The organism is Microbacterium hydrocarbonoxydans, from assembly GCF_000956475.1.
GTDB lineage: Bacteria > Actinomycetota > Actinomycetes > Actinomycetales > Microbacteriaceae > Microbacterium > Microbacterium hydrocarbonoxydans_A.
Genome location: NZ_JYJB01000008.1, coordinates 110,992 through 124,365, shown reverse-complemented (window position 1 = coordinate 124,365; position 13,374 = coordinate 110,992). Strand labels below are relative to the sequence as shown.

Below are 13,374 nucleotides of genomic sequence, written 5' to 3'. Positions count from 1 at the left end.
CGGTCGAGGCGATCAGCCGCGGCCGCCGAAAGGCATGCCGGATGCCGCGATCGTCATGCTCGCGACGTTCGCCTCTGCGGGGAGCTGCGCCATGAACAGCACGGCCTTCGCGGCATCCGCCACATCGAAGGTCGGCTCCACCCGCCGAGAGCCGTCCGCCTGCAGGGCGCCTTCGCTCACTCCGAGCGCGGTCATGATCGACGTCCTGGCGTTGCCGATGTCGATCTGCCCCGCCGAGATGCCGAACCGGCGGCCGTCGAGGTCGATCGATCTCGTGAGCCCGGTGATCGCGTGCTTCGACACCGTGTACGCGACCGACAGCGGCCGCGGCACCTGGGCGGAGATCGATCCGTTGTTGATGATCCGCCCGCCCTGCGGCTCCTGCGCGATCATCGCGCGCATGGCGGCGCCCGCGCACAGCAGTGCGCCCGTGAGGTTCACGTCGAGGGTGCTCTGCCAGTCGGCGAGTGAGATCTCGGCGGCGGATGCTGCGGGGCCGAACGCCCCGGCGTTGTTGAACAGCACGTCGACGCGGCCCCATTCGGCGACGACCCGAGCGAACAGCGCCTCGACCTCGGCTTCGACGGTGACATCCGTGGGGACCACGAGGGCGTGCGGATGCTCGGCGGCTGTCTCGCGCAGGGCGCCTTCGCGGCGTCCGGCCAGGGCGACCAGGAAGCCGGCATCCAGCAGCTCCCGGGCCACGGCCCGCCCGATGCCCGAACCCGCACCCGTCACGACGGCGATGCGTGCACTCATCTTCGAGTCCTCTCAGATTCTTGACCTCTACCCCCATCTAACAAGAAAGGCCGAACCGTGACCGACAATCGCGCCTCCGCCACCTCCGCAGACCTCGACCCCGAGGAGACCGCCGAGTGGCTCGAATCCCTCGATGCGCTCATCGCCGAACGCGGTTCCGACCGCGGCGAGCACATCGTCCGCACGCTGGTCGGCCACGCCGGCATCCGCTCCGAGCCGATCGCGACGACCGACTACGTCAACACGATCCCCGCGTCGGCCGAGCCGGAGTATCCCGGTGACGAGGAGCTGGAGCGGCGCTACCGCGCATGGATGCGCTGGAACGCCGCCGTGATGGTGCACCGCGCGCAGCGCCCCGGCATCGGGGTGGGCGGGCATATCTCCACCTACGCGGGGGCCGCGACCCTGTACGAGGTCGGCTTCAACCACTTCTTCCGCGGCAAGGACCACCCGGGCGGCGGCGACCAGATCTACTTCCAGGGCCACGCCTCGCCCGGCATGTACGCCCGCGCCTTCATGGAGGGGCGCCTCAGCGAGGAGGACCTCGACGGCTTCCGCCAGGAGAAGTCGCGCGAGGGCCATGCGCTGTCGTCGTATCCGCATCCGCGCCTGATGCCCGAGTTCTGGGAGTTCCCGACCGTGTCGATGGGCATCGGCCCGATGAACGCGATCTACCAGGCGCAGTCGAACCGCTACCTCGAGGGTCGCGGCCTGAAGGACACCTCGGACCAGCACGTGTGGGCGTTCCTGGGCGACGGAGAGATGGACGAGCCTGAGTCGCGTGGCCTGCTGCAGCTCGCCGCCAACGACGGCCTCGACAACCTCACCTTCGTCGTGAACTGCAACCTGCAGCGCCTCGACGGCCCCGTCCGCGGCAATGGCAAGATCATCCAGGAGCTCGAGGGCTTCTTCCGCGGCGCCGGCTGGAACGTCATCAAGGTGATCTGGGGGCGGGAGTGGGACTCGCTGCTCGAGGCGGATGCCGACGGCGCCCTCGTCGACATCATGAACACGACCGTCGACGGCGACTACCAGACCTACAAGGCCGAGTCGGGCGGGTTCATCCGCGAGAACTTCTTCGGCCGCGATGCGCGCACCCGTGCGCTGGTCGACGGGCTGACGGACGACCAGATCTGGGGACTCAAGCGCGGCGGTCACGACTACCGCAAGGTGTACGCGGCCTACGCGAAGTCGATGGAACGCAACGGCAGGCCCACCGTGATCCTCGTGAAGACCGTCAAGGGCTACGGCCTCGGCCAGCGCTTCGAGGCGCGCAACGCGACGCACCAGATGAAGAAGCTGACCCTGCAGGACCTCAAGGACTTCCGTGACCACCTGCGGGTGCCGATCACGGATGCTCAGCTCGAGGCCGATCCCTATCAGCCGCCGTATTACCACCCGGGGGCGGATGCCGAGGAGATCAGATACCTGCAGGAGCGCCGTCGCGCGCTCGGTGGCTACCTGCCCGAGCGGCGGCCGAACGCGTCCGGCGAGATCGCGCTGCCCTCTGCGAAGGCGTACGAGGTCGCCGCTCGCGGCTCCGGAAAGCAGCAGGCCGCCACGACCATGGCGTTCGTGCGCGTGCTGAAGGACCTCATGCGCGATCCCGAGTTCGGCACGCGGATCGTGCCGATCATCCCCGACGAGGCGCGCACCTTCGGCATGGACGCGTTCTTCCCGACCGCGAAGATCTACAACCCGAACGGGCAGAACTACCTCGCGGTCGACCGCGACATCGTGCTGTCGTACAAGGAGGCGACGAGCGGCCAGATCCTGCACGTCGGCATCAACGAGGCGGGATCGATCGCCGCGTTCACCGCGGCGGGCACGTCCTACGCCACGCACGGCGTGCCGCTCGTGCCGGTGTACGTCTTCTACTCGATGTTCGGGTTCCAGCGCACCGGCGACTCGCTGTGGGCCGCCGCCGATCAGATGGCCAGAGGGTTCCTGATCTCCGCGACGGCCGGCCGCACCACGCTGACCGGCGAAGGGCTGCAGCACGCCGACGGCCATTCGCCGCTGCTGGCTGCGACGAACGCGGCCGTGATCACCTACGACCCGGCATACGGGTACGAGATCGGCCACATCATGCGCGCCGGCATCGAGCGGATGTACGGGCCCTCGTCTGAGGACCGGAACGTGATCTACAACCTCATGGTCTACAACGAGCCGATCGTGCAGCCCGCGGAGCCCGAGGGCGTCGACGTGGCCGGAATCCTGGGCGGCATCCACCGGATCTCGCCCGTCGAGAATCCCCGCACGCACCTGCTCGCGTCGGGCATCGGGGTGACCTGGGCTCTCGAGGCGCAGCAGCTGCTGCGCGACGATTGGGGCGTGCAGGCCGACGTGTGGTCGGTCACCTCATGGACCGAGCTGCGTCGTGACGCCATCGCCGCCGAGGAGGACGAGTTCCTCGGTCGAGGATCGCGCACCCCGTTCCTCGTCTCGCAGCTGGCCGGCAGCGACGGACCGATCGTCGCCGTCAGCGACTACGCGAAGGACCTGCCCGATCAGGTGCGCCAGTTCGTTCCCAACGACTGGGCGACCCTCGGCGCCGACGGCTTCGGCTTCTCGGACACCCGTGCCGCCGCCCGCCGCTTCTTCAAGATCGACGGCCCATCGGTCGTGGTGCGTGCGCTGCAGCTGCTCGCCAAGCGCGGAGAGGTGGATGCTGCGCTCCCCGCTCAGGCCGCCGAGAAGTACCGTCTGCTCGACGTGAACGCCGGCACGAGCGGCTCGGACGCCGAGTAGAACGCGGGGCTCCCTCGCTCAACCTCTAGACGTTGAGCGAGGGCGCCCTTCGTCTCGATTGAGCGAGGACGCCGAAGGCGACCGAGACGAAGGGCGCTCAACGATGGGTGGTGCGTCAGTCGGCGAGATCTCCGACGATGGCCTCGGCGGCGCGGCGCAGCAGAGGCACAGCGCGGGCGCCGAACGCCTCGTCCACGCGCGAGATCGGACCCGAGACCGACACGGCTGTCGGGGTCGGAGCATCCGGAACAGCCATGGAGAAGCAGCGGACGCCGATCTCCTGCTCCTGATCGTCGATCGCATAGCCGCGCTCGCGGATCACCTCGAGCTCGGCGAGCAGGGCGTCGACCGTGCCGATGCTGTGCTCGGTCGGCGTGGGCATTCCGGCGCGCGAGACGATGCCGCGCACGGTCTCGTCGGGCAGCTGAGCGAGGATCGCCTTGCCGACGCCCGTGTCGTGCAGGTGGGCGCGCCGGCCGACCTCGGTGAACATCCGCATGGAGTGCAGCGAAGGCACCTGTGCGACGTAGACGACCATGTCGCCGTCGAGCACCGCCATGTTCGCGCTCTCGCCGAGCGCGTCGACGAGGCCCTTCAGCTGCGGGCGGGCGAGGGCGCCGAACTGGCGCTGCGCGCCTTCGCCGATGCGGATCAGACGCGGGCCAAGGGCATAGCGCCGGTTCGGCAGCTGCCGGGCGTATCCGAGCGTCACGAGCGTGCGCAGCAGGCGGTGGATCGTCGGAAGGGGCAGATCGGTGGATGCCGCCAGCTCGCTCAGCGTGACATCGCCGCCGGCATCCGTCACCAGCTCCAGGAGCTCGAACACGCGCTCGACCGACTGCACACCGGATCCGGCGCTCTTCGGGGTCTTGCTCTCAGCCATTAAGAACCTCCTGCTCGCCATCATTTCACCATGCGAAAGCCATGTATCGAAAATCTCGACCTTCAGCGTATCGACCCTTGCGTCAACTTTCCATAAAGTAGATAATAGAGTCCACGATACGAAAAATCGTGAAAGACTTCATTGAAGTGCATCGCGTGCGCCACCGATCTCGGCGGCTCACCTCGACGAGGAGGAAAACATGGCAGGTCCAGGACCCGGCAACTCGATCACCCTGCGTATCGACGCTCCGTCGAAGTTCAGCGTCACCAGCGAGCTCGCAGCCGCAGCCGCAGAGGCCGGCGCCGCCGTGACCGCCCTCGATGTCGTCGAGTCGCACGCGACGAGCATCGTCGTCGACCTGACCTGCAACACGACCGGTGAAGAGCACGCCGATCAGGTTCGCGCGGCCATCGACGAGCTCGACGGCGTCACGGTGCGTCTGGTGAGCGACCGCACGTTCCTCATGCACCTGGGCGGCAAGCTCGAGGTCAACCCGCGCGTGCCGCTGCGCAACCGCGATGACCTCTCCCGTGCGTACACGCCGGGCGTCGCCCGAGTCTGCATGGCGATCGCCGAGGACAAGAGTAAGGCGCGCAAGCTCACGGTCAAGCGGAACACGATCGCGGTCGTCACCGACGGCACCGCGGTGCTCGGTCTCGGTGACATCGGCCCTGAGGCGGCGCTGCCGGTCATGGAGGGCAAGGCCGCGCTGTTCAAGCAGTTCGCGAACGTCGACGCATGGCCCGTCTGCCTCGACACCAAGGACACCGAGGAGATCATCAAGATCGTCAAGGCGATCGCCCCGGTCTACGGCGGCGTGAACCTCGAGGACATCGCGGCTCCCCGATGCTTCGAGATCGAGGCCCGCCTGCGCGAGGAGCTCGACATCCCCGTGTTCCACGACGACCAGCACGGCACCGCGATCGTGACGCTCGCAGCCCTGCGCAACGCGCTCAAGGTGGTCGGCAAGAAGATCGGCGACGTGCGCATCGTCGTCTCCGGCGTCGGCGCTGCAGGCAACGCGATCATCCAGCTTCTTCTCGCCGAGGGCGCCCATGACATCGTGGCGGCAGGTCGCGACGGCGCGATCCACGCCGGTGGCGAGTACACCGACGCGCACCGCATCGAGATCGCCGAGACCACGAATCCGCGCGGATTCCAGGGATCGCTCAAGGACGCGGTCGTCGGCGCCGACGTGTTCATCGGCGTCAGCGCGCCCAACGTGCTCGACGAGGCCGACATCGCCGCCATGGCCGACGACGCGATCGTGTTCGCCATGGCGAACCCGACTCCCGAGATCGACCCGATCGTCGCCTCGAGACACGCGGCAGTCGTCGCCACCGGACGCAGCGACTTCCCCAATCAGATCAACAACGTGCTGGCGTTTCCCGGCTTCTTCCGCGGTCTTCTCGACGCGGGCGTGTCGGACATCACGCCGCCTATGCTGGTCGCAGCCGCCGACGCGATCGCCTCGCGTGTGGGTGAGGACGAGCTCAACGCGAGCTTCATCATCCCCAGCGTGTTCGACCCGCTGGTGGCCGGCGCGGTCGCCGACGCGATCGTCCGCGTCGTCGAAGCCGCAGCGATCAAGGAGTGACCGCGGTCATGGCAGCTCTCACCGAAGACGACGTCGCCGGCATCGATGCGCGGCTCTCCGGCACCGACGCTCTTCTCGCCACCGAGTACCCCGGTGACGACGGCTCCCGGCAGCCCGTGCACACGCTGTACGTTCCGGCCGACCGCTACGATCCGCAGCTGCCCGCGCGCTTCGGGGCGCAGGCGGCAGAGGCCGTCGCCGCGTTCGGCGGCACGGCAGCACTGGCCCAGGCGGTCGGCCTCGGCCACCTGGCCGGCGAGCTCGCGCCGCTGGTCGACGCCAAGCTCGCCGCCGAGCCGATCGAGGATCTGCGGCTGGACTTCGAAGACGGATACGGCGCGCGGCCCGATGACGAGGAGGACGCGGATGCCGTGCTCGCCGCGCAGCGTGTGGGGGAGGCGGTGGCGGCAGGCGTCGCGCCGCCGTTCATCGGCATCCGCTTCAAGTGCTTCGAGGCGCCGACCCGGCGCCGCGGCATCCGCACCCTCGATCTCTTCCTGTCGACGCTCGCCTCGCTCGGGCCTCTCCCCGACGGCCTCGTCCTGACCCTGCCCAAAGTGACCACGGTGGAGCAGGTCGAGGCGATGGTCGCTCTGTGCGAGATCTTCGAGGAGCGGCTGGGACTGGATGCCGGGCGGCTGCGCTTCGAGGTGCAGATGGAGACCCCGCAGCTCATCGTCGCCGCCGACGGCTCTGTGCCGGTGGCCGCGCTTCTGCACCGTGCGCACGGCCGCGTCTCGGCTCTGCACTACGGCACCTACGACTACAGCGCGTCGCTGCAGATCGCCGCGGCGTACCAGTCGATGGAGCATCCGGCCGCCGACTTCGCCAAGCAGGTCATGCAGGTCGCCGTCGCCGAGACCGGTGTGCGGCTCTCCGACGGGTCGACGAATGTGATCCCGATCGGCGAGAACGCGCAGGCGGCGTGGCAGCTGCACGCGCGGCTCGTGCGGCGCTCGCTCGAGCGCGGCTACTACCAGGGGTGGGACCTCGCTGCCCCGCAGCTGCCCACCCGGTACCTCGCGACCTATGCGTTCTACCGCGAGGGTTTCGCCGCCGCGGCCAGACGTCTTGACAACTACCTGCACGGCAGCGACGCGACCATCATGGACGAGCCGGCCACGGCCCGCGCCCTCGCGCGATTCGTCGTGCGCGGACTGGAATGCGGCGCCGTCACCGAATCCGAGTCGCTCGCCGCGACCGGAGCCACCCGAGGCGAGCTCATCCGGCTCGCGCACCCCAAGCTCGCAGCATCCAAGGAGGAGAACGCATGAGCACCCGCACCTACTACACCCCGGCCGGAGGCCTGCCCCCGCAGACCGACCTGCTCACCGACCGCGCGGTCGTCAAGCTCGCGTACACCTTCATCCCGAAGGGCGTGCTGCGCGACATCGTCACCAGCAGCCTCCCCGGCTTCACGAACACCCGCGCGTGGATCATCGCGCGCCCGACCCCGAGCTCGGCGACGACGTTCTCGCAGCTGATCGTCGAGATCGCACCGGGCGGAGGCGCCGCGAAGCCGGAACCCGAGGCCGGCGTCGAGGGCGTCGTGTTCGTGACGACAGGACGGCTCACGCTCACGCTCGAGGGTGAGACCCACGTGCTGGAGGAGGGCGGATACGCCTTCCTCGCGCCGGGTGCGACCTGGTCGCTCGCCAACGAGGGCGACGAGATCACGAGCTTCCACTGGATCCGCAAGGCGTACGAGTGGCTCGAGGGCGTGGATGCTCCGGCATCCTTCGTCACGAGCGACAAGGACATCGAGCCGGTCCCCATGGTGGGCACGGATGCCTGGGCGACGACCCGCTTCGCCGACTCGAACGACATGGCGCACGACATGCAGGTGAACATCGTCACCTTCAAGCCGGGCGGATCCATCCCGTTCGCGGAGACCCACGTCATGGAGCACGGACTGTTCGTGCTGCAGGGCAAGGCCGTCTACCGTCTCAACGACGACTGGGTCGAGTGCGAGGCGGGCGACTACATGCTGCTGCGTTCGTTCTGCCCGCAGGCCTGCTACGCCGGCGGACCCGAGGACTTCCGCTACCTGCTCTACAAGGACATGAACCGCCAGATAAAGCTCACCTGACAGTTCTTGTCGACACAGAGGCGCCGCTCCCGGTCGGGGCGGCGCCTCTGTGTTCCGGCGCTCCGCCTGACGGAGCGGATGACGGATGCTGCGGGGCCGCGCACGCGAGAGGAGCGAGGCCCCCGAGGGACCCCGCTCCTCGACTGCGGCGACGGATCAGACCTGCGCGGCGGCCTTGGCTGCGGCGCGCTCCTCGACCGTCGGGATCTGCTCGATGCGCCCCAGCACGACCGTGTAGAAGACGATGCCGATGACGAGCATGATGCCGGCGACGATGAACGCCCAGGCGAAGCTGCCGGTGAACTGCACGATGAACCCGGTGACGATCGGAGCGGTCGTGCCGATGAGGTTGTTCACCGTGTTCATGACGGCGCCTGTCGCGCCGACCGAGCCCTCGGGGGCGATCAGGGCGGGCAGCGAGTTCGTCACGCTGAACGTGATCGTGATGCCGGTGATCCCCAGCGTGATCCAGATGAGCGACCAGACGAGGTCGGTCGTGAATGCCGTCCCGACGATCGTGGTGGCCAGCAGCATGCCCCCGATGATGAACACCCGGCGGACGGCGGTGCTCGACCTGCCGTTGCGGATCAGACGGTCCAGGAAGTACCCGGGGAGCAGGTACTGCACGATCACGGCGAACAGCCAGGGGACGGCCGTAAACAGGCCGGACTTGGCGACGTCCATGTGCATCTGGGACTGCAGGAAGCCGGGCAGCCAGGTGAGCAGCATCCACTGCACGTAGCCCGCGCAGCCGAGACCGAGCGACATGCCCCACACCTTGCGCTGGCGCAGAATGTAGCCGAGATTGGCGAGCGGGTTCGTGGTCGGGGCGTCTTCGTGCTGCGCGCCGCCGTCGAGGATGTGGCTCAGCTCGGCGTCGCTCAGCCGGCCCTTGCGGTTCATCTCCTTCGGGTCGCGGTAGAAGACGAAGAACACGATGAAGTAGATCAGGCTGAGCGCGCCGATCGTGATGAACGCCCCGCGCCATCCGAACAGGGCCACTGCGGCGCCGACGAGCGGGAAGCCGATCACGTTCGACAGGCGCTGGCCGCTGTCGAAGATCACGGTGGCCATTCCGCGCTCGCTCCGGGGGAACCAGTAACTTGTGGTCTTCATGGCGCCGGGGAAGATCGGCGCCTCGGCCAGGCCCAAGATCAGCCGGGCGATGAGAAGCAGGCCCATGCCGCTGATCATGGCGGTGAGGAAGCAGGAGATCGCCCACAGGACGGTCGCGGCCCGCATGACCCATTTGATGCCGATCTTGTCCAGCAGCATGCCCATCGGGATCTGCATGAGGGCGTACGACCAGCCGAAGCTGCCGAGGATGATGCCGATCTGGCCCTCGGTGAGCCCGAACTCCATCCGCATGTCGTGCTCTGCGATCGACATCGAGCTGCGGTCGATGTAGTTGATCAGCACCGCGAAGAAGAGCAGGAAGCCGATCGCCCAGCGGACGCGGCCGATCTTCCTCGCCTTCGGGATGATCAGTCCGGTGCGGGGTATCAGATCCTTCTCTCCGGAAGGCGGCCCTGCGGGACGGGGTGAGTCGACGGAAGACATGGAGACCTCTCTTGCTCGTCATCGAGTTGAGTCTGGACGCCTCTCCGGGTGAGGGCGTTCGAGTACAGTAGCGCCGGGCGCAACTATTCCGCAATAGAGAAGTCGACATCCGTATCGTGGAATTCACGCACCGGATCAGGTTCCGGATGATCTGTTGACAGCATCCGTCGATTCGATCTATTCTTTCATTACAAGGAATTCTTCTTCCACGATTCGAAATCAAGGATGATCTCATGAGCTACACCGTGAACGCCTCGATCCTGCTGACCGAGCTGCCGATCCTCGAGCGCCCCGCCGCGGTCAAGGCCGCCGGCTTCGACGCCGTCGAGTTCTGGTGGCCCTTCGCCGAGGCGACGCCCGCGCAGGACGAGGTCGACGCCTTCGTCGCCGCGATCCGCGACGCAGGGGTGCAGCTCACCGGCCTCAACTTCTTCGCGGGCGACATGCCCGGCGGCGACCGGGGTCTCGTCTCCTGGATCGGCCGCGAGGACGAGTTCCGCGCCAACGTCGACGTCGTCGTCTCGATCGGCGAGCGTCTCGGCACCAAGGCCTTCAACGCCCTGTACGGAAACCGCATCGAGGGCGCCGACCCGCAGGCGCAGGACGACCTCGCAGTGCAGAACCTCGCGCTCGCCGGAGCGGCGGTCGCGAAGATCGGCGGCATCGTGCTGCTCGAGCCGGTTTCGGGCATGGACGCCTATCCCCTGAAGACGGCGGCGGATGCTCTCGCCATCATCGACCGCGTCAAGGTCGAGCACGGCGTCGACAACGTCACGCTGCTCGCCGACTTCTACCACCTGGCCGTGAACGGCGACGACGTCGCCGCAGTGATCGCCGAGCATGCGGCCGAGTTCGGCCACATCCAGATCGCCGACGCGCCAGGTCGTGGCGAGCCGGGCACCGGCGAGCTGCCCCTCGGGCAGTGGATCGCCGACGCCCAGGCCGGCGGCTACGAGGGCGTCATCGGCCTCGAGTACAAGGCCACGCAGGCCGACCCGTTCGCCTGGCTGAATCAGCCCGCGAACACCAGCAACTGACTCAGATCCGCGAAGGAGCGAAGACATGACCAGCATCGCCATCATCGGTCTCGGCATCATGGGCCTGCCCATGGCCACCAACCTCGTCAAGGCCGGATACGACGTGACCGGCTTCAACCGCAGCCAGGAGCCGATCGACAAGCTCGTCGAGGCAGGCGGCAAGGGCGCCACCAGCATTGCGGATGCCGTCAAGGACGCGGATGTCATCATCACGATGGTCCCGGACTCTCCCGACGTCGAGGGCGTCGTGCGCGGCGAGGACGGCGTGTTCGCCAACGCCAAGGCCGGAGCCCTCTGGATCGACAACTCCTCGATCCGGCCTGACGTCGCCAAGACCCTCGCAGAGGAGGCGGTCGCCGCAGGCTTCGGCGCGGTCGACGCACCCGTCTCGGGCGGAGAGCAGGGCGCCATCGACGCCGCCCTCTCGATCATGGTGGGCGGCTCGCCCGAGCACTTCGCCGCGGCCGAGCCTGTGCTGAACGCGATCGGCAAGACCATCGTGCACGTCGGCCCCGCCGGCGCCGGCCAGACCGTCAAGGCCGCCAATCAGCTCATCGTGGCCGTGAACATCCAGGCGCTCGCCGAGGCCGTCGTCTTCCTCGAGGCGTTCGGCGTCGACACGGATGCCGCACTCAAGGTCCTCGGCGGCGGGCTGGCCGGCTCCAAGGTCCTCGACCAGAAGGGGCAGAAGATGCTCGACCGCAACTTCGACCCCGGTTTCCGCCTCGCCCTCCACAACAAGGATCTGGGCATCGTCACCTCCGCTGCGCGCTCCGTCGGGGTCACCGTCCCGCTGGGCGCGGCCGTCGCACAGCTCGTGAACGCCCTCGTCGCCCGCGGCGACGGCGGCCTCGACCACTCCGGGCTCTTCAAGCTCACCAACGAACTCTCCGGTAAGGACATCTCATGACCCGCATGCGCGCAGTGGACGCCATCGTCCAGATCCTGGTGAAGGAGGGCGCCACCGAGGCGTTCGGCCTGCCGGGTGCTGCCATCAACCCCCTGTACTCCGCGATGCGCCGGCACGGCGGCATCCGCCACACCCTCGCCCGCCACGTCGAGGGCGCCTCGCACATGGCAGACGGCTACAGCCGCACCGGCGACGGCCGCATCGGCATCTGCATCGGCACCTCGGGCCCTGCGGGCACCGACATGATCACCGGCCTCTACGCCGCGATCGCCGACAGCATCCCGATGCTGTGCATCACCGGCCAGGCGCCGGTCGCCAAGCTCGACAAGGAGGACTTCCAGGCCGTCGACATCGCCTCGATCGCGAAGCCGGTCACGAAGTTCGCGAAGACCGTGCTCGAGGCCGGCCAGATCCCCGGTGCCTTCCAGACGGCGTTCCAGATCATGCGCTCGGGCCGCCCGGGTCCCGCGCTGCTCGACCTGCCGTTCGACGTGCAGATGACCGAGATCGAGTTCGACATCGACACCTACGAGCCGCTGCCCGTGGCGAAGCCCGCCGCGACCCGCGCGCAGGCCGACAAGGTGCTCGACATGCTCATCGGTGCGAAGCATCCCGCGATCATCGCGGGCGGCGGCATCGTCAACTCCGGCGCCTCCGCCAAGCTCGTCGAGCTCGCCGAGACGCTGGGCGTTCCGGTGTTCCCCACGCTGATGGGCTGGGGTGCGATCGGCGACGACCACCCGCTGGCCGGAGGTCTCGTCGGCATTCAGACCTCGCAGCGCTACGGCAACGCGAGCTTCCTCGAGAGCGACTTCGTGCTCGGCATCGGCAACCGCTGGGCCAACCGCCACACCGGCGGCCTCGACACCTACCGCAAGGGCCGCACCTTCGTGCACGTCGACATCGAGCCCACGCAGATCGGCCGCGTGTTCGCGCCCGACTACAGCGTGGTGTCGGATGCCGGCGCGTTCATCGACCAGCTCCTCGAGGCCGCCCGTGGCCGCGTCGCGGAGCTGCCCGACTACAACGGCTGGGCCGAGGAATGCCGCGGTCGCAAGGCACGTCTGCAGCGCAAGACCAACTTCGACAACGTGCCGATGAAGCCGCATCGCGTCTACCAGGAGATGCTGTCGGCCTTCGGCCACGACACGACCTACGTGACGACGATCGGCCTGTCGCAGATCGCCGGCGCGCAGCTGCTGCACGTGTACGGTCCGCGCCAGTGGATCAACGCCGGCCAGGCCGGCCCCCTGGGCTGGACCCTGCCTGCGGCGCTCGGCGTGGTCCGCGGCAAGCCGGAGGAGAAGGTCGTGGCGCTCTCGGGCGACTACGACTTCCAGTTCATGATCGAGGAGCTGGCGGTGGGCGCGCAGCACAAGCTGCCGTACATCCACGTCGTGGTGAACAACAGCTACCTCGGCCTGATCCGCCAGTCGCAGCGTCCGTTCGAGATGGACTACGAGGTCTCCCTCGCCTTCGACAACATCAACACCCCGTTCGATGAGAACAGCGTCGCCACCGGTTACGGAGTCGATCACGTCAAGGTCGCCGAGGGCCTGGGCTGCAAGGCGATCCGCGTCGAGCGCCCGGAGGACCTCGCCGCCGGCTTCGCCGAGGCCGAGCGCCTGCGCGAGGAGTTCCAGGTGCCGGTGGTCGTCGAGGTGATCCTCGAGCGGGTCACCAACATCGCCATGGGCGCCGATCTCGACACCATGAACGAGTTCGAAGACCTCGCGACGACGGCGGCCGACGCGCCGGAAGCCGTTTACGCGCTGCTGGACTGAGCAC

The 13,374-nt window shown here is 68.1% G+C and carries 10 protein-coding genes; 7 read left to right on the top strand and 3 right to left on the bottom strand.

What is annotated here, in order from left to right:
* Positions 1 to 12: 12 nt before the first annotated feature.
* A complete protein-coding gene (locus tag RS84_RS07275) occupies positions 13 to 759 on the bottom strand; it encodes an SDR family oxidoreductase (RefSeq protein ID WP_045257126.1) in 747 nt (248 codons plus the stop codon).
* A gap of 57 nt (positions 760 to 816) precedes the next feature.
* On the opposite strand from RS84_RS07275, the gene aceE reads away from it, so the two are divergent.
* Complete coding sequence (gene aceE / locus RS84_RS07270) at positions 817 to 3,510, top strand: pyruvate dehydrogenase (acetyl-transferring), homodimeric type (RefSeq protein ID WP_045257125.1); 2,694 nt, start codon at positions 817 to 819, stop codon at positions 3,508 to 3,510.
* 115 nt (positions 3,511 to 3,625) lie between these two features.
* Here aceE and RS84_RS07265 read toward each other — a convergent pair whose 3' ends face one another.
* The gene (locus tag RS84_RS07265; RefSeq protein WP_045257124.1) at positions 3,626 to 4,393 is read right to left on the bottom strand and encodes an IclR family transcriptional regulator; all 768 of its coding nucleotides are present in this window, start codon (positions 4,391 to 4,393) and stop codon (positions 3,626 to 3,628) included.
* A 199-nt stretch (positions 4,394 to 4,592) separates the two neighbouring features.
* Between RS84_RS07265 and RS84_RS07260 the strand changes: the two genes are divergently transcribed.
* Genes RS84_RS07260 through RS84_RS07250 form a run of 3 tightly spaced genes read left to right on the top strand, consistent with a single transcriptional unit; the run spans position 4,593 to position 8,079 of the window.
* Positions 4,593 to 5,990 carry an NAD-dependent malic enzyme gene (locus RS84_RS07260; RefSeq protein ID WP_045257123.1) on the top strand — a complete coding sequence of 466 codons (1,398 nt, stop codon included), beginning with the start codon at positions 4,593 to 4,595 and terminating at the stop codon, positions 5,988 to 5,990.
* An 8-nt stretch (positions 5,991 to 5,998) separates the two neighbouring features.
* The gene (locus tag RS84_RS07255) at positions 5,999 to 7,264 is read left to right on the top strand and encodes a DUF6986 family protein (protein WP_045257122.1); all 1,266 of its coding nucleotides are present in this window, start codon (positions 5,999 to 6,001) and stop codon (positions 7,262 to 7,264) included.
* Positions 7,261 to 8,079, top strand: coding sequence for a bifunctional allantoicase/(S)-ureidoglycine aminohydrolase (locus tag RS84_RS07250; protein ID WP_045257121.1), 819 nt, complete (start codon positions 7,261 to 7,263; stop codon positions 8,077 to 8,079). The genes RS84_RS07255 and RS84_RS07250 overlap by 4 nt, the downstream gene beginning before the upstream one ends.
* 156 nt (positions 8,080 to 8,235) lie before the next feature.
* Here the strand turns inward: RS84_RS07250 and RS84_RS07245 are convergent, their stop codons facing one another.
* Positions 8,236 to 9,639 (bottom strand): MFS transporter, encoded by a 1,404-nt coding sequence (locus RS84_RS07245; RefSeq protein WP_052676269.1) that lies wholly within the window; start codon positions 9,637 to 9,639, stop codon positions 8,236 to 8,238.
* A gap of 233 nt (positions 9,640 to 9,872) precedes the next feature.
* On the opposite strand from RS84_RS07245, the gene RS84_RS07240 reads away from it, so the two are divergent.
* From RS84_RS07240 to gcl, 3 genes are read left to right on the top strand one after another with little or no spacing between them, the layout of a single operon-like run.
* Positions 9,873 to 10,676 (top strand): hydroxypyruvate isomerase family protein, encoded by an 804-nt coding sequence (locus RS84_RS07240; RefSeq protein WP_045257120.1) that lies wholly within the window; start codon positions 9,873 to 9,875, stop codon positions 10,674 to 10,676.
* Positions 10,677 to 10,701: 25 nt separating this feature from the next.
* A complete protein-coding gene (locus RS84_RS07235) occupies positions 10,702 to 11,586 on the top strand; it encodes a 2-hydroxy-3-oxopropionate reductase (protein ID WP_045257119.1) in 885 nt (294 codons plus the stop codon).
* Complete coding sequence (gene gcl, locus RS84_RS07230) at positions 11,583 to 13,370, top strand: glyoxylate carboligase (RefSeq protein ID WP_045257118.1); 1,788 nt, start codon at positions 11,583 to 11,585, stop codon at positions 13,368 to 13,370. Before RS84_RS07235 ends, gcl begins: the two co-directional genes overlap by 4 nt.
* The last annotated feature ends 4 nt before the right edge of the window (positions 13,371 to 13,374 follow it).